This is a genomic window from Pseudomonas sp. AC136, from assembly GCF_979258585.1.
In genome coordinates this window covers 1,308,270-1,325,071 of sequence record NZ_OZ409865.1, presented here as the reverse complement: position 1 = coordinate 1,325,071, position 16,802 = coordinate 1,308,270, and the positions used below count along the sequence as shown (strand labels likewise).

Genomic DNA, 16,802 nt, shown 5'->3' with positions numbered 1-16,802 from the left:
GCGCCCCAGGGCGCCCTTGTCATGTCTGCCTTACGGCCGTTTCACCGCCGGTGGCAGCAGGGCACGGAAGTCGGCCAGTGGCACGGGGCGGCTGTACAAGTAGCCCTGATAGAAGTGGCAACCTTCCTTGAGCAGGAAATCCAGCTGGTCTTGCTGCTCCACGCCCTCGGCAATCATTTCCAGTCCCAGGCTGCGCGCCATGGCCACAATCGCGCGGATGATCTCGGCGTCGTTGGGGTCATTGGTGGCGTCGCGCACGAACGATTGGTCAATTTTCAGCACGTCTACCGGCAGGCGCTTGAGGTAAGTGAGCGACGAATAGCCCGTGCCGAAATCGTCCATGGCAAAGGTCACGCCGATTTTTTTCAGGCGCAGCATTTTGGCGATGGTGTCGTCGATGTTTTGAATCACTATGCCTTCGGTGATTTCCAGCTTGAGCATCGAATGCGGCAGTTCGCTGTCGCGCAGGCTGTTGGAAACCCGTTCGACAAAGTTGTTCTGGCGAAACTGCAGCGGGCTGATGTTCACGCACAAGCTGAAGTTGTCAGCGTTGATCAGCCCGTCAGCCAACAAGCGGGCGCAGGCGTGGCAGGCTTCCGCCATCACCCAGCCGCCGACTTCCAGAATCAGACCGCTTTCTTCCAGCACATGAATAAACTGCGCCGGCGACTGCGGCCCGAGCGTCGGGTGGCTCCAACGCAATAGCGCCTCGGCGCCGATGATGGCGCCGTTGCGGGCGTCGACTTGTGGCTGGAAGTGCAGGTTGAATTCGCCGCGCACCAGCGCCTGGCGCAAATCGTTTTCCAGGCGCAGGCGCTCGCTGGCCGCTTCTTGCATGCTCTTGCGGAACATTTGAATGGCGTTGCGGCCGGAATCCTTGGCGCGATACAGCGCAATGTCCGCGCGCTTGAGCAGGTCCGCAGGGGTGTTGCCGTGGTCGGGAATCAGCGCGATGCCCATGCTCGGCGTCACTTGCAGGCGGTGGCTGTCGAGCAGCATCGGCTCGGCCAGCAGCTTGCGCAGCTTGTCGGCGATCTGCCGCACTTGGCGCATCACTTCCGAGCGCTTGCCTTCCAGGCCGGAGAGCAGCACCACAAATTCGTCGCCGCCCAGACGCGCCACGGTGTCTTCCTGGCGCACGCTGGCCTCCAGGCGCGCGGTGACCATTTTCAGCACCGAGTCGCCGACCGGATGGCCCAGCGAGTCGTTGATGTGTTTGAAGTGGTCGAGGTCTAGAAACAGCAGCGCACCGCGCAGGTCGTGGCGGGTGAGCAGGGCGATCTGCTGGGTCAGCCGGTCCATCAGCAAGGCGCGGTTGGGCAGGTTGGTCAGCGGGTCGTGGTAGGCCAAGTGCTGAATCTGCGCATGGGCTTTTTTCAGTTCGTCGATGTCGCGCGCCGTGAGCAGCAGGCAGCTCTGGCCGTTGAGGTCGATAGGCTCCACCGACACTTCCACCTGTTTGAGCGTGCCGTCGCGGTGGCGGCCAAGCATTTCCAGGTGATGCACCCGACCGTCGCGCTCCAGCAGCTCAACCAGGCGCTCGCGCTCGCTGGGCTTGGCCCAGACGTTGAGGTCTTCGGGGGTGCGGCCAATCACTTCGTCCGGGCGGAAGCCGGTGAGGCGGAAGAAGCCCTCGTTCACTTCGATATAGCGGCCTTCTTGGCGCTCGGTGATGGTGATGGCGTCGGGGCTTGAGTGAAACGCCTTGGCGAATTTCTCTTCACTGGCCTTGAGCGCGGCTTGCGCCTGCTGGCGCTCGGTGATGTTGCGGAAGGTCGTGGTGATGCACAACTGACGGTCGACGTTGATATAGCGGCTCGACACCGCGCAGGTCAGCTCTTCGCCGCTGTGTGTGAAGTAACGCGCCTCGACGTTGTTCAGTTCCTTGTTCTGCCGCAACTGGGCCCCGAGGCGCTCACGAACGTCCGGATCGGCCCAGAAGCGGATCTCCTTGGCACTTTTGCCCGTGATGTCTTCGGCCTTCCAGCCGAAGGTGCTGGAAAAGCTTGGGTTGACCTCGATAAACACGCCGTCCACTACGCGCGAGACGCAAATCGGGTCGGGACTGGCCTGGAACAGCGTGGAGAACTTTTCTTCGGACGCAGCCAGGCGCTGAACGCGCTGCACCCGCTCGCTGATGTCCATCAGAATGCCGACCATGCGCAGCGGCTGGCCGTCGTTGTCGCGATACAGCTTGGCGGTGCTCTCCAGATAATGAACTTCACCGTTAGCGAACTGGGAGCTGTAGGTGATCTGGTAATCCTTGCGTTCGCCCTCGACCACGTCGCGATACGCCTGGCGCATGGCGTGCTGCTCAGCTTCAGGCACGCTGCCGAAAAAGCTGGCGAAGCTGCCGTGATACGGCTCGTTGGCCATGCCATGCAACTGCGAAGCGCGGGGCGAGCCGTACAGCATGTTGCTCGGAATGTGCCAGTCCCAGGTGCCGAGTTCCGCTGATTCCAGGGCTAGCGAAAGTCGCTCGCGGCTGTCGCGCAGTTCCTGTTCCTGCTCGCGCTGCTGGGTGATGTTGCGCATCGACAACACCAGGCAGGGCCGACCATCCAGCTCGATCTTGCCGCCGAACACCACATTGATGCTTTGCCGGCCGGCGCGGTCGTGCAGCACGATTTCCAGCTGCTCAATGCGGCCTTTCTGTTCCAGGGTTTCGAGCATGCGCCCGCGGTCATCGATGTTGTGCCACAAGCCTAATTGCACCGACGTTCGGCCCAGCGCCTCGGCAGCGCTCCAGCCGAACTGCGCCTCGAAGCCTGGGTTCACTTCAATAAATTCGCCGGTCGGGTGGTCAGTAATCACCACGGCATCGGGCGTGTTGCGAAAGGCTTTGGCGAATTTGTCTTCGTTGGCCCGCAACGCCTGCTCGCGGCGCTTGTGCTCGCTGAGGTCGAGAAAGGTGCTGAGGATAAAACTCTGGTCTTCCAGCTCGATCAGTTGGCTGGATAAGCGCCCGTCCAACACACGGCCGTCTTGTGTGCGTAGCTGCACTTCGTGGCTTACGGGTTCGATGGTTTGCGTCAGGTCGAGCAAATATTGCTCGTGCTGCGCGGCGTCGGCCCACAATTTAAGCTCGCCCACCGACCGCCCAATGCACGCCTCGGGCGCCCAGCCAAACAGGGTTTCGAAGTGCTGATTGGTGGCGATGAGCACGTTGTCTTCATAACGCACCAACAAAATCACGTCGGGGCTGAGGTGGAACAGGCTGGCGAAGCGTTGCTCGGAGGCGCGCAAGGCGTGCTCGCGCTCTTGCTGTTCAGTGACGTCGCGAATCACGCCCATCATGCTTGGCTTGCCGTTATCGTCGTGCTGCAGGCTGCCGGAAATTTCCAGCCAGTGCAGGCTGCCGTCGGGCCAGCGAATGCGGTGGCGAAAGGCGCGGGTAGTGGGCAAACCGCTGATGGCTTCCTGGAACAGGGTCTGAACCGTGTCGCGCTCGTCTTCGGGTATCAGCGAGAAGTAGTCGACCGGTTGGCGCACCGGGCGGTTGGGGTCGAGGCCGAAAATCGCCTGGGCACCGCGCGACCAGTTGATACGGCCGGTTTCCAGTTCCCAGTGCCAGGCGCCGAGGCGCGCGCCATTGAGTGCGGCGAGCAGGCGCGGTGCGTCTTGCCAGGCTTGTTCCCGTTCGACCGGGTCGGACACAGGAATATGCGGCCGTGGCGGCAGGGAATCAGATGGTTTGGGCATAAATGCCCCATTCGATGGAGGGGTACGACGCGGTTACATGCAAGCGGGGTGGGGTCATGGGCTCGCCCTTCTTATCATTATGTGTAGCACGTTAGCGTCTGCCTGCCCGCTTAGGCAAGACGCCACTATTGATCGCTGCGCGGCGTTTCTTCGCGTTGGGCGTCCAGCAGCGCCATAAACGCTTTGGCTGCGTTAGACAGGGTTCGTTCGGTATGAAAGATGTAGCCCAATTGGCGACGCAACTGAATGCCCGGAATAGGCAGGCGCGCCACTTGGTCATCGAGCATGGTGCGCGGCAATACGCTCCAGGCCAGGCCGATGGAGACCATCATCTTGATGGTCTCCAGGTAGTTGGTGCTCATGCCGATATTGGGCGTCAGGCTCTGTTCGGCAAACAGCTTGCTGACGATGCGGTTGGTAAACGTGTTTTCGCCCGGAAATACCGCGGGGTGCTCGGCGATGGCCTTGAGGTTGATTTTCTTCAGCCGCGCCAGTGGGTGCTCGGGGGCGGCGACGAAATCCAGCGGGTCGTCCCACACGGGTACGGCACGCACCGGGGCGTGCGTTTGCGGCGCCAGGGTAATCACCGCCACCTCGGCACGGCCATGGAGGATTTCCTCATAGGCCACTTCCGAGTCCATAAACTGAATATCCAACGCAACCTGCGGATAGGCGCGGGTAAAGGCGCGCAGCAGCGACGGCAGGCGGTGCAGGCCGATGTGATGGCTGGTGGCCAAGGTCAGCCGGCCACTGATTTCGCCATTGAGGTTGCTCAGCGCACGGCGCGTATCATCCAGCACGTTGAGAATCTGATACGCACGCGGCAGCAGGGCGCGGCCCGCTTCGGTCAGGCTCACCTCGCGGCCAAGGCGGTCGAACAGGCGCATGTCCAACTGCTGCTCCAGGCTGGCGATGCGTTTGCTGATGGCCGGTTGGGTGAGGTGTAGACGCTCGCCGGCGCCGGAGAAGCTGGCGGTTTCGGCGATGGCGATAAAGGCGTTGAGGTTGGCCAGATCCATACTGGGATTCCACTTGGTTATCCAAAGTATGAAAAATATGAATTTGAGTTATTTAAAGCAAGTCCTTACGATCCAACCCCATAAGCAGAAGGGTTATTCGGACAGGGGCAAACGCTCAGCCGACAAGGCCCAAACGCAAACCTGATGAGGAATAACTGATGGCCGGCAAGACGCTCTACGACAAACTTTGGGAAGCGCACGAGGTAAAACGGCGTGACGATGGCTCGTCGCTGATCTACATCGACCGCCACATCCTTCACGAAGTGACGTCGCCGCAAGCGTTTGAAGGTCTGCGTCTGGCCGGGCGCAAACCGTGGCGCATTGACGCCAACATCGCCACCCCGGACCACAACGTGCCGACCACGCTCACCGAGCGCAAAGGCGGCATCGCGGCCATCGCTGACGAAGTGTCGCGCATTCAGGTGCAAACCCTGGACGACAACTGCGACGAATTCGGCATTCTCGAATTCAAAATGAACGACATCCGTCAGGGCATCGTTCACGTCGTCGGCCCGGAGCAGGGCGCTACCTTGCCGGGCATGACCGTGGTGTGCGGCGACTCGCACACCTCGACCCACGGCGCGTTCGGCGCGCTGGCCCACGGCATCGGTACCTCGGAGGTCGAGCACGTGCTCGCCACCCAGTGCCTGGTGGCCAAGAAAATGAAAAACATGCAAGTGCGCGTCGAAGGCCAGTTGCCGTTCGGCGTGACTGCCAAAGACATCGTGCTGGCCGTGATCGGCAAAATAGGCACCGCAGGCGGCAACGGCCACGCGTTGGAATTTGCCGGCAGCGCCATCCGCGATTTGTCGATCGAAGGGCGCATGACCATCTGCAACATGTCCATCGAAGCCGGCGCCCGCGTGGGCTTGGTGGCTGCCGATGAGAAAACCGTCGCCTACATTCAGGGCCGTCCGTTCGCACCGAAAGGCGCCGATTGGGACGCCGCTGTTGAGGCCTGGAAAGACTTGGTTTCCGATGACGACGCTGTGTTCGACACCGTGGTCGAACTCAACGCCGCCGACATTCAGCCGCAAGTGACCTGGGGCACCTCGCCGGAAATGGTGTTGCCGGTTGACGCCAACGTGCCGGACCCGAGTAAAGAGTCCGACCCGGTGAAAAAAGACTCCATCGAACGTGCGCTGAAATACATGGGTTTGGCCGCCAACCAGGCGATCACTGATATCCAGCTCGACCGCGTGTTCATTGGTTCGTGCACCAACTCCCGTATCGAAGACTTGCGCGCTGCTGCCGTGGTCGCCAAAGGCCGCAAAGTGGCCTCGACCATCAAGCAGGCGATGGTGGTGCCGGGCTCCGGTCTGGTGAAAGCGCAGGCCGAAGAAGAAGGGCTGCACACCATTTTCCTCGAAGCCGGTTTTGAATGGCGCGAACCAGGCTGCTCCATGTGCCTGGCGATGAACCCGGACAAACTCGGCAGCGGCGAGCATTGCGCCTCCACCTCCAACCGCAACTTCGAAGGCCGTCAGGGCGCCGGTGGGCGCACTCACCTGGTGAGCCCGGCCATGGCCGCCGCCGCTGCGGTAACCGGCCGCTTTATCGACGTTCGCGAATTGACCCAGGCTTGAGGACCAGCACATGAAAGCGTTTACCCAGCACACCGGCCTGGTCGCTCCTTTGGATCGCGCCAACGTCGACACTGACCAGATCATCCCCAAGCAATTCTTGAAATCGATCAAGCGCACCGGTTTTGGTCCGAACCTGTTCGACGAGTGGCGTTACCTGGATGTCGGGCAGCCGAACCAGGACAACTCCACGCGCCCGATCAACAAAGACTTCGTGCTCAACCACCCGCGCTACCAAGGCGCCAGCGTATTGCTCGCTCGCGAAAACTTTGGCTGCGGCTCGAGCCGCGAGCACGCCCCGTGGGCACTGGAAGAGTACGGTTTTCGCGCCATCATCGCGCCGAGCTATGCCGACATCTTCTTCAACAACAGCTTCAAGAACGGCTTGCTGCCGATCATCTTGCCGGAAGCGGAAGTGGACGAGCTGTTCGACCTGGTGGAAGCCAACGTCGGCTACCAACTGAGCGTCGACCTGGCCGCGCAAACCGTGACCCGTGCCGATGGCAAAGTGATTGGCTTCGACGTCGATGCCTTTCGCAAACACTGCCTGTTGAACGGTCTGGACGATATCGGTTTGACCTTGCAGGACGCAGCGGCGATCAGCACGTTTGAAACCAAGCACCGCGCTTCGCAACCGTGGTTGTTTCGCGATTAAAGGCTGAACCTGTAGGAGAGGCTTCAGCCTCGATTCCTGGAAACGGGGAATCAAGCGCATCGAGGCTAAAGCCTCTCCCACAGAAAGCGCTCCGCACATAGAAGGACGTATCCATGACCAGCAACGCCCACGCTCAAGTCGTACAGAAACAATTCGGTGAACAGGCTGCCGCCTACCTGAGCAGTGCTGTGCACGCCCAAGGTCCTGAATTCGCTCTGCTACAGGCCGAGCTGGCCGGTCATGAGACGGCGCGGGTGCTGGATTTGGGTTGTGGTGCCGGGCACGTCAGTTTTTATGCCGCGCCACTGGTACGCGAAGTGGTGGCCTACGACCTGTCGGAGAAAATGCTCGACGTGGTCAACCACGCTGCTGCCGAGCGCGGGCTGAGCAACATCCGCACCCAGCACGGCGCCGCCGAACAGCTGCCGTTCGCGGATGGCGAATTCGATTTCGTCTTCAGCCGTTATTCGGCGCACCACTGGAGCGACGTCGGCCAGGCGTTGCGCGAAGTGCGGCGTGTATTGAAGCCGGGCGGGGTGGCGGCGTTTATCGACGTGATGTCGCCGGGCAAGCCGCTGCTCGACACCTATTTGCAAACCGTGGAAGTGCTGCGCGACACCAGCCATGTGCGCAACTACGCTGCCAGCGAATGGCTGCGCTTTATCAGCGATGCCGGCCTGCACACCCGCAGCTACAGCCGCCAGCGTTTGCAGCTGGAATACAGCTCGTGGGTGGAACGCATGCGCACGCCGCCAACCTTGCGCGTCGCGATTCGCGAACTGCAGCAAGCGATGGGCGCGGAAGTGCGTGAGTATTTCGAGATTGGTGAAGACGGTACGTTTAGTACGGATGTGTTGGTGGTTTGGGCTGAGAAGTAGGGCGTTGGGTTAAGGCTGCTGAGTCTTTGCGCGCAGTAAAGACGCAGATGCCTGTCTCACCGCCGTCACTCCCGCGCAGGCGGGACTCCAGAGTCGTTCAGGAGGCGGTGCTCGACGAGGCATTCTGGATTTCGAATCGTCGAACCGCCGCTTTCGCGGGAATGACGGAAATAGGTCAACCACCACCGTCATCCTCGCGAAGGCGGCGGTCCGACGATTCGGGATCCAGGCTCGTTCAGCAGACGGTGTTCGACTTGGATTCTGGATTCCCGCCTTCGCGGGAATGACGGAGTTGGGTCAGATGGCACCGTCATTCCCGCGAAAGCGGCGGTTCGACGATTCGAAATCCAGAATGTAACGACGGGCGCTGTCGCTTGAAGGAGTCTGGATCTTCCCCCTTTCACGCAAAAAACGATGGTGGTTTTTAAGGTTTTTGTACGACGCGCCCCAAAGCCCGTCCATTTATTAATTTGAGGAACCTATGAGCAAGCAAATCCTGATTCTCCCCGGCGATGGCATCGGCCCTGAAATCACCGCTGAAGCGGTGAAAGTTCTCGAGCTGGCCAACGAAAAATTCCAGCTGGGTTTTGAATTCAGTGAAGACGTCATCGGCGGCGCTGCCATCGACAAGTACGGCGTGCCGTTGGCTGACGAAACCCTGGCCCGCGCCCAAGCTGCGGACGCCATCTTGCTGGGCGCTGTCGGCGGCCCGAAATGGGACAAGATCGAGCGCGACATTCGCCCTGAGCGCGGCCTGCTGAAAATCCGTTCCGCCCTGGGTCTGTTCGCCAACCTGCGTCCGGCCATTCTGTACCCGCAACTGGCTGACGCCTCGTCGCTCAAGCGCGACATCGTTGCGGGCCTGGATATTCTGATCGTCCGTGAGTTGACCGGCGGCATCTACTTCGGCGCGCCGCGCGGTACCAAGCAATTGGAAAACGGCGAGCGTTTCGCCTTTGACACCCTGCCGTACAGCGAAAGCGAGATTCGCCGTATCGCTCGTGTCGGTTTCGACATGGCGCGCGTGCGCGGCAAGAAGTTGTGCTCGGTAGACAAAGCCAACGTGCTGGCTTCGAGCCAACTGTGGCGCGAAGTGGTTGAAGAGGTGGCCAAGGATTACCCGGACGTCGAACTCAGCCATATGTACGTCGATAACGCCGCCATGCAACTGGTGCGAGCGCCCAAGCAATTTGACGTGCTGGTAACCGACAACATGTTCGGCGACATTCTGTCGGATGAGGCTTCCATGCTGACCGGTTCTATCGGCATGCTGCCGTCCGCCTCGCTGGATGCCAACAACAAGGGCATGTACGAGCCGTCTCACGGTTCGGCCCCGGACATCGCGGGCCAAGGCATTGCCAACCCGTTGGCGACCATTCTCTCGGTGTCGATGCTGCTGCGTTACAGCTTCAACCAAAACGCTGCGGCCGATGCCATTGAGAAAGCGGTTGGCGTGGTGCTGGACCAAGGCCTGCGCACCGGTGACATCTGGTCGGAAGGCTGCAAAAAGGTCGGCACCCGTGAAATGGGCGATGCCGTGGTAAAGGCGCTGCGTGAACTGTAAATAGCGGCGCCAAGCAACAACCGCTTTCGGGGTCGCACGGGCGACATCAACTCGGTTACTCTCTGCGACCCCCTCGAAAGCGGGGGTTCGTATTCATGTTTTCTTAAGGTGTAGTTGCGATGAAGCGTGTAGGTCTGATCGGTTGGCGCGGGATGGTCGGTTCCGTACTCATGCAGCGGATGCTCGAAGAGCAGGATTTCGACTTGATCGAACCGGTGTTCTTCACTACCTCCAATGTCGGCGGCCAAGGCCCGGCTGTGGGTAAAGACATTGCGCCGCTCAAAGACGCTTACAGCATTGAAGAGCTCAAAGGCCTCGATGTGATCCTGACCTGCCAGGGCGGCGACTACACCAGCGAAGTATTCCCCAAGCTGCGCGAAGCGGGCTGGAACGGTTACTGGATCGACGCGGCGTCCTCGCTGCGTATGGACGATAACTCGGTGATCGTGCTCGACCCGGTGAACCGCAAGGTCATCGACCAGGCGCTGGACGCCGGCACCAAAAACTACATCGGCGGCAACTGCACCGTCAGCTTGATGCTGATGGCGTTGGGCGGCTTGTTCGAAGCCGGTCTGGTGGAGTGGATGAACGCCATGACCTACCAGGCGGCCTCGGGCGCCGGTGCGCAGAACATGCGCGAGCTGATCAAACAAATGGGCGCCACCCACGCCGCTGTCGCTGATGAACTGGCCAACCCGGCCAGCGCCATCCTCGACATCGACCGCAAAGTGGCCGAAGCCATGCGCGGCGACGCGTTCCCTACCGAAAACTTCGGTGTGCCATTGGCCGGCAGCCTGATTCCGTGGATCGACAAGGAATTGCCCAACGGCCAAAGCCGCGAAGAGTGGAAGGGCCAGGCCGAGACCAACAAGATTCTGGGCCGCTTCAAGAGCCCGATTCCGGTCGACGGCATCTGCGTTCGTATCGGCGCCATGCGTTGCCACAGCCAGGCGCTGACCCTGAAGCTGAACAAAGACGTGCCGCTGAGCGACATCGAAGGCCTGATCAGCCAACACAACCCTTGGGTAAAACTGGTGCCAAACCAGCGTGAGCTGAGCATCAAGGAACTGACCCCGACTGCTGTGACCGGCACCCTGACCGTTCCGGTTGGTCGTCTGCGCAAGCTGAACATGGGTTCGCAGTACCTGGGCGCCTTCACCGTGGGCGACCAACTGCTGTGGGGCGCCGCCGAACCGCTGCGCCGCATGCTGCGGATTCTGCTGGAGCGTTAATCGCCGCACCCCTTCTTCTATAAAGAAGGGAAGGGCGCACAGATAGTCGATGTAAAAAAACAGCCTTGGAGCGCACGGGTTAACGCCTGTGCAATACCAAGGCTGTTTTTTTATGTGCGGGCGGGTACAGTGCCGCTCCCCGGGTTACACCCGGCGTTCAACAGAGGTAGCAGCATGAGCCAGACTTTCGATATCGCCATCATTGGCGCCACCGGCACCGTCGGCGAAACCCTTGTTCAAGTGCTTGAAGAGCGCGAATTTCCTATTGGCAGCTTGCAGCTGCTGGCCAGCATTGAATCGGCCGGCGCGTCGGTGCCGTTTCGTGGCAAAAACGTGCGGGTGCGTGAGGTCGAGAAATTCGATTTCGCTCAGGTGCAGCTGGTGTTTTTCGCCGCCGCCGAGCAGGTCACCCATAGTTTTGTCGCGCGTGCCCAGGCCGCCGGTTGCCATTTGATCGACTTGTCCGGCGCGCTGCCAGCCGCCGAGGCGCCGCTGCTGGTGCCCGAGGCCAATGCCGATGTGTTGAAACAGCTTAAAGCGCCATTCCAGATCAGCAGCCCGAGTCCTTGCGTGATTGCCTTGGCCGTCGCGCTGGCGCCTTTGCGCGCGGTGTTGGATATCCAACGGGTGACCACGACGGCATGTCTGGCAATTTCGAGTGTCGGTCGGGAAGGGGTGTCGGAACTCGCCCGACAAACAGCGGAATTGCTAAATGTGCGTCCGCTGGAGCCGCGCTTCTTTGATCGTCAGGTGGCTTTCAACGTATTGGCGCAGGTGGGTAAGCCGGATGCCAGTGGTTTCAGCCGCGTAGAGAAGCGCCTGGTTGAAGAGCTGAAAGCGGTGATGGCCAAGGCAGACCTCAAGGTGTCCGCCACCTGCGTGCTCGCGCCAGTGTTTTTCGGCGACAGCCTGAGCGTTTCATTGCAGTGTTCGAACGCCGTGGATGTGGCTGCCGTGAACGCCGCTTTGGAAGCGGCTGAGGGTATCGAGCTGGTGGAAGAGGGCGATTATCCGACCGTGGTCGGGGACGCCGTTGGCCAGGATGTGATCTATGTCGGACGGGTTCGTGCTGGATTCGACGATTTGTCCGAACTCAATTTGTGGATTGCGTCTGATAATGTGCGCAAAGGCGCCGCTCTGAACGCTGTGCAAATTGCTGAGTTATTGATAAAACACTATCTGTAAAAGATACTTACCTAGAAATTTGAAGAATCATTCTAGCTTGGCCTATCTTGGTACAACCGGGGGCTGAGCTGTTGTTGGTTGGGGAGCCGCCGCAAGGCGGAACAGGCAGCAACTGTAATAAGACCCTCTCGCAGTTCGAGAAGAAAGATAAAACAAGGGATATCGCTATGGCTCGGGTTCGCAAACTGGTGCTGGCAATCGCGGCTGCTTCGGCGCTGACGTCCGGTATGGCGCACGCGTTGGGGCTCGGGGAAGTGACCCTGAAGTCGGCGCTGAATCAGCCATTGGACGCAGAAATCGAACTCGTCGAAGTTCGGGATCTGGCTTCTAACGAGGTGGTTCCGAATCTGGCATCCCCTGAAGAATTCAATAAAGCCGGTATTGACCGTCAATACTTTCTAACTGATCTCAAGTTCACGCCGGTGCTCAAGCCTAATGGCAAGAGCGTTATTCGCGTGACTTCCAGCAAACCGGTTCGCGAGCCTTACTTGAACTTCCTGGTGGAAGTGCTTTGGCCAAGCGGCCGCGTGATGCGCGAATACACCCTGCTGCTCGATCCGCCGCTTTATTCCCCACAAACTGCCGCCGCTGCCGCGCCCAAGCCGCCTGTGGCTGCGCCGGCTGCCAAACCAGCCAGCAAGCCAGCCGCCGTTGCGCCTACAGCACGTCCAGCCGCACCGGTCGCCGCTGCGCCTGCGCCATCGGCACCTGCCGCCCGCCCGGCAACGCCTGCGCCAGTTCCGGCACCTGCCGCCGCACCGGCTGGGAAAGTGGCCGACGACACCTACAAAACCACCTCCAGCGACACGCTGTGGGAAGTCGCCCAGCGCACCCGCTCCGGTGGCTCGGTGCACCAGGCCATGTTGGCCATTCAGGATCTCAACCCTGATGCCTTCGTCGACGGCAACATCAACCGCATGAAAAGCGGCCAGGTGCTGCGCCTGCCGGACGATCAACAGATCAAATCGCGCTCGCAGAGCGAAGCGATTGCCCAGGTGGCGTCGCAGAACACCGCTTGGCGTGAGCGCCGCAGCGTAGCCGCCACTGGCGCTCGCCAGCTGGACGCCACCAAACGCGACACCGCTGGCGCCGCGCCTGCGAAAACCGACGACAAAGACAGCCTCAAGCTGTTGTCCGGTGATGCCGGTAAAGCCACTCGCGGCGCTGACAAAGGCACCGGTGCCGACACCAAGGCCCTCAACGACAAACTGGCAGTCACCAAAGAAAGCCTGGATTCCACTCGCCGTGAGAACGACGAGCTGAAGAGCCGCATGGGCGACCTGCAAAGCCAGGTCGACAAGCTCAACCGCCTGCTCCAGCTCAAAGACAGCCAGATGGCCAAGTTGCAGGCCGATCTGGCTGCCAAAGCCAAACAGCCAGCCGCAGCAGCTGCGGGCTCTTCGACGGCAACGGCAACGCCGAGCGCTTCGGCCACCCCGGCCGCACCGGCCAAAGTCGAAACGCCTGCTCCAGCCACCGCCCCGAGCGCCGCTGCGCCAGCACCTGCACCGGCACCGACCGTGGACGCCGCCAAGCCAGCTGAAACCACACCAGCGGCCCCGGCTGCAACTCCTGCAACCCCAGCGCCGGCTGCGAACGCAAGCGGCGAGACCGACTACAACTACAGCGAAGAACCGGCCGAGAAATCAGCTGCTGAAGCCGCCAAAACCCCAGCCGAAGCCGCAACGGCGCCAGCGCCAATGCCCAAGCCAGCCGAAGCTCCGGCCAAGCCGAAGCCCGCTGTCGTGTCCGCGCCTGAGCCAGCCGAAGAAACCAGCTTCGTCGATGACCTGATGGCCAACCCGATGATGCTTGGCATCGCTGGCGGTGGCGCGCTGTTGTTGCTGCTGATCGGCTTGATGGTGCTGTCGCGCCGCAATGCGCAGAAAGAAGCTGCACTGCACAACGAGATTCACATCCACGAAGAGCAAAGCCCGTTCGACAACGATCTGGATACCCCAGATACCTCGTTCGCCGGCCTGGACGACGCCACCGACGACAACTTCGCACCGGTCAAAGAGGAGCGCGTGACCGCGCAAACCGGTGACGTGCTCGGCGAAGCCGACATCTACATCGCCTACGGTCGCTTCACTCAGGCTGCCGAGCTGCTGCAAGACGCCATCAACAACGAACCGCACCGCGCGGATCTGCGCTTGAAACTGATGGAAGTGCAAGCCGAGCTGGGCGACCAGGAAGGCTTTGCTCGTCAAGAGCGTGAGCTGAACGAAATCGGCGGCGCCCACAGCGAAGTTGAACAGCTGAAATCCCGCTACCCAGGCATGGGCGCTGCGGCACTCGGCGCGTTCGCTGGCGTAATGGCTGCCTCGGCGCTTGATAACCACAACGATGATTTCAACAACAGCGACGCTGACAACTTCAGCCTCGACGACCTGACCCTCGACGAACCTGCGCCACTGGCGGCTCAGCCAGCCGACGACATGGACTTGAGCCTGGACGACCTGGAAGCTGAACTGGATCGTGACCTGAACGCCGCCGGCAACGACTCGCTGAACGACTTCGGTGATCTGAGCCTGGACGACGAGCTGGCGCTGTCTTCGACTACTAGCCCAGCCGCCAGCGGCATGAGCGACCTGGACTTCGACCTGAGCCTGGACGACACCCCAAGCACCACCAGCAACGCCGCTCTCAGCGACGATCTGGCCGACTTCAGCCTGGATCTGGACGAGCCGAAAGCCAGCGCCACCAGCGAAGAAGACGACTTCCTGCTGAGCCTGGACGACGACCTCAACAGCACCACGAGCAGCAATGATTTCGCTGATCTGAACTTGGAGCCTGACGCTACTCCAGAGCTGCACGCTGGCTTGGACGCCGAGCACGAGCTGCCAGCCGACTTCGACCTGTCGCTGGCTGACGATGAGCCAAGCGCACCGGTATCCAACGAAACGTTCGCCGCCAAACTGGACGAAGTGACTGCCGAGCTGGATCAGATGAATGACAAGCTGGACCTCCCAGAAGAAGACGACTTCGACTCGTTGATCGCTCCAGCTGCTAGCCCATCGGTGGCCAACCTGGACGCCGACGATGACTTCGACTTCCTCTCCGGTACCGACGAAACCGCCACCAAGCTCGATCTGGCCCGCGCCTACATCGACATGGGTGACTCCGAAGGCGCCCGCGACATCCTCGACGAAGTGATCAGCGAAGGCACCGACGTTCAACAACAGGAAGCGCGCGAGCTGATCGCCCGTATCGTCTGATTAATGACTGAAGCAATACCCACAGCGGCGGCCGAAATGGCCGCCGTTGGCTTTTCCAGAATTGCCCTTGGCGTTGAGTACAAAGGCTCCCGTTACCGTGGCTGGCAGCGCCAGGCCTCGGGTGTGGCGACTGTCCAGGAAGAACTGGAAAAAGCCCTGTCGCGGGTCGCCGATTCGCCGGTCACGCTGCTGTGTGCGGGCCGCACCGACGCTGGTGTTCACGCCTGCGGGCAGGTCGTGCACTTCGACACCCAAGCCGAGCGCAGCCTCAAAGCCTGGGTGATGGGCGCCAATATCAACTTGCCCCATGACATCAGCGTGACGTGGGCCAAGGTGATGCCGGCGCACTTTCACGCCCGCTTCAAAGCCATCGCCCGGCGCTACCGCTACGTCATTTACAACGACCAGATCCGACCGGCGCATTTGGGTGAGGAGATCACCTGGAACCACCGGCCGCTGAACATCGAGCGCATGCGCGAAGCGGCTCAGTATTTGGTCGGTGAGCATGACTTCAGCGCCTTCCGCGCCGGCCAATGCCAAGCGAAATCGCCGATTAAAAAGATGCACCACCTTCGTGTGACGCAGCACGGCAAAATGATTGTGCTGGACCTGCGCGCCAACGCCTTTCTGCACCACATGGTGCGCAACATTGCCGGCGTGCTGATGACCATTGGCGCGGGCGAGCGGCCGGTTGAGTGGATGAAAGAGGTGCTGGAGTCGCGTATTCGCCGCACCGGCGGGGTGACGGCGCATCCGTTTGGCTTGTACCTGGTGCAGGTCGAATACCCCGCGGAGTTTGTGTTGCCGGAGCGCTATATCGGGCCGCATTTCCTCTCGGGTCTGCCGGACCTTGGCTGACGCCTGCCGATTGCCTTTGCTACCATTCCAGGCCTTGTGTTCAACAGCCGGTTATTCAGGTGTCTGCCGTGTCCGTCGTTCGTAGCAAAATCTGTGGCATCACCCGCCTTGAAGACGCACTCGCGGCCATCGAGGCGGGCGCCGACGCGTTGGGTTTCGTGTTCTTCGCCAACAGCCCGCGGGCGATGACGGCAGAGCGAGCCGCCGCCATCATCGCCGCGCTGCCGCCATTCGTGACCACGGTCGGGCTATTCGTTGATATGCCGCGCACTGAGTTGGAAGCCTTGCTGCAACAGGTGCCGCTGGACCTTCTGCAATTCCATGGCGACGAAACGGCAGCCGATTGCGCCGGTTATGGCCGCCCGTATGTCAAAGCCCTGCGGGTGCGTACCGGCGATGACGTTGCGTCAATGATCGCGCGCTACCCCGAGGCTTCAGGCATTCTGCTGGACACTTTTGTCGCCGGCATCCCGGGTGGCACCGGTGAAGCGTTTGATTGGGCGTTGGTGCCAAAGCAGGCGAGCAAGCCGATTATCCTGGCCGGTGGGCTGACGCCTGAGAATGTGCGCGCCGCGATTGAACAAGTGCAACCGTATGCCGTGGATGTAAGCGGCGGGGTAGAGCAGAGCAAAGGCATTAAAAGTACGTCGAAAGTGCAGGCGTTTATCCGCGCCGTAAAGGGGGCGTGAAACGCCCGCCAGGCATGTGACGGCTGGCCATCGCGTGCCGTCCATAACCCTGTCGCTGCGCAAGGCGCGTGAACTTCGCCGGTTCGTTGCGGTTAAACCCATACGGCAATGAGCGGCATCAGCGGGTCCGAGGCGGTACTTGATGTGATCGACCGGACCGCCAACCTGAATTTTTTGCTTTGCGACAGGCAGCCGTAAACGCCGCCTGTACAGGCCAAC

General features: G+C 60.9%; 11 protein-coding genes. 9 read left to right on the top strand and 2 right to left on the bottom strand.

Annotation, left to right across the window (positions count from 1 at the left end; translation table 11 throughout):
• Positions 1-30: 30 nt before the first annotated feature.
• Both ACZZZU_RS05940 and ACZZZU_RS05935 read right to left on the bottom strand, forming a co-directional pair.
• The gene (locus ACZZZU_RS05940; protein WP_463550047.1) at positions 31-3,702 is read right to left on the bottom strand and encodes a PAS domain S-box protein; all 3,672 of its coding nucleotides are present in this window, start codon (positions 3,700-3,702) and stop codon (positions 31-33) included.
• 125 nt (positions 3,703-3,827) lie between these two features.
• Positions 3,828-4,721, bottom strand: a complete 894-nt coding sequence (locus ACZZZU_RS05935) for a LysR family transcriptional regulator (RefSeq protein ID WP_463550046.1) — start codon at positions 4,719-4,721, stop codon at positions 3,828-3,830.
• Positions 4,722-4,879: 158 nt separating this feature from the next.
• Here ACZZZU_RS05935 and leuC point away from each other — a divergent pair, with 158 nt between their 5' ends.
• From leuC to ACZZZU_RS05890, 9 genes are all read left to right on the top strand, one after another.
• Positions 4,880-6,307: a 3-isopropylmalate dehydratase large subunit gene (leuC, locus tag ACZZZU_RS05930; RefSeq protein WP_463550045.1), complete on the top strand. Its 1,428-nt coding sequence runs from the start codon at positions 4,880-4,882 to the stop codon at positions 6,305-6,307.
• 10 nt (positions 6,308-6,317) lie between these two features.
• A complete protein-coding gene (gene leuD / locus ACZZZU_RS05925) occupies positions 6,318-6,959 on the top strand; it encodes a 3-isopropylmalate dehydratase small subunit (protein ID WP_122497178.1) in 642 nt (213 codons plus the stop codon).
• 113 nt (positions 6,960-7,072) lie between these two features.
• Positions 7,073-7,837, top strand: a complete 765-nt coding sequence (locus ACZZZU_RS05920) for a class I SAM-dependent methyltransferase (RefSeq protein ID WP_463550044.1) — start codon at positions 7,073-7,075, stop codon at positions 7,835-7,837.
• A gap of 481 nt (positions 7,838-8,318) precedes the next feature.
• Positions 8,319-9,401: a 3-isopropylmalate dehydrogenase gene (gene leuB, locus ACZZZU_RS05915; RefSeq protein WP_463550043.1), complete on the top strand. Its 1,083-nt coding sequence runs from the start codon at positions 8,319-8,321 to the stop codon at positions 9,399-9,401.
• A 119-nt stretch (positions 9,402-9,520) separates the two neighbouring features.
• Positions 9,521-10,633 carry an aspartate-semialdehyde dehydrogenase gene (gene asd / locus ACZZZU_RS05910; protein WP_122497184.1) on the top strand — a complete coding sequence of 371 codons (1,113 nt, stop codon included), beginning with the start codon at positions 9,521-9,523 and terminating at the stop codon, positions 10,631-10,633.
• Positions 10,634-10,807: 174 nt separating this feature from the next.
• The gene (locus ACZZZU_RS05905; protein WP_463550042.1) at positions 10,808-11,818 is read left to right on the top strand and encodes an aspartate-semialdehyde dehydrogenase; all 1,011 of its coding nucleotides are present in this window, start codon (positions 10,808-10,810) and stop codon (positions 11,816-11,818) included.
• A gap of 167 nt (positions 11,819-11,985) precedes the next feature.
• Complete coding sequence (locus ACZZZU_RS05900) at positions 11,986-15,036, top strand: FimV/HubP family polar landmark protein (protein ID WP_463550041.1); 3,051 nt, start codon at positions 11,986-11,988, stop codon at positions 15,034-15,036.
• 36 nt (positions 15,037-15,072) lie between these two features.
• The gene (gene truA, locus ACZZZU_RS05895) at positions 15,073-15,894 is read left to right on the top strand and encodes a tRNA pseudouridine(38-40) synthase TruA (protein WP_463552110.1); all 822 of its coding nucleotides are present in this window, start codon (positions 15,073-15,075) and stop codon (positions 15,892-15,894) included.
• A gap of 68 nt (positions 15,895-15,962) precedes the next feature.
• Complete coding sequence (locus tag ACZZZU_RS05890) at positions 15,963-16,583, top strand: phosphoribosylanthranilate isomerase (RefSeq protein ID WP_463550040.1); 621 nt, start codon at positions 15,963-15,965, stop codon at positions 16,581-16,583.
• Positions 16,584-16,802 lie beyond the last annotated feature (219 nt).

What these genes read in the sequence shown, in the direction of transcription:
- ACZZZU_RS05940 (WP_463550047.1), bottom strand. Translation starts at nt 3,702, where the DNA reads ATGCCCAAACCATCTGATTCCCTGCCGCCACGGCCGCATATTCCTGTG.
- ACZZZU_RS05935 (WP_463550046.1), bottom strand. Translation starts at nt 4,721, where the DNA reads ATGGATCTGGCCAACCTCAACGCCTTTATCGCCATCGCCGAAACCGCC.
- leuC (WP_463550045.1), top strand. Translation starts at nt 4,880, where the DNA reads ATGGCCGGCAAGACGCTCTACGACAAACTTTGGGAAGCGCACGAGGTA.
- leuD (WP_122497178.1), top strand. Translation starts at nt 6,318, where the DNA reads ATGAAAGCGTTTACCCAGCACACCGGCCTGGTCGCTCCTTTGGATCGC.
- ACZZZU_RS05920 (WP_463550044.1), top strand. Translation starts at nt 7,073, where the DNA reads ATGACCAGCAACGCCCACGCTCAAGTCGTACAGAAACAATTCGGTGAA.
- leuB (WP_463550043.1), top strand. Translation starts at nt 8,319, where the DNA reads ATGAGCAAGCAAATCCTGATTCTCCCCGGCGATGGCATCGGCCCTGAA.
- asd (WP_122497184.1), top strand. Translation starts at nt 9,521, where the DNA reads ATGAAGCGTGTAGGTCTGATCGGTTGGCGCGGGATGGTCGGTTCCGTA.
- ACZZZU_RS05905 (WP_463550042.1), top strand. Translation starts at nt 10,808, where the DNA reads ATGAGCCAGACTTTCGATATCGCCATCATTGGCGCCACCGGCACCGTC.
- ACZZZU_RS05900 (WP_463550041.1), top strand. Translation starts at nt 11,986, where the DNA reads ATGGCTCGGGTTCGCAAACTGGTGCTGGCAATCGCGGCTGCTTCGGCG.
- truA (WP_463552110.1), top strand. Translation starts at nt 15,073, where the DNA reads ATGGCCGCCGTTGGCTTTTCCAGAATTGCCCTTGGCGTTGAGTACAAA.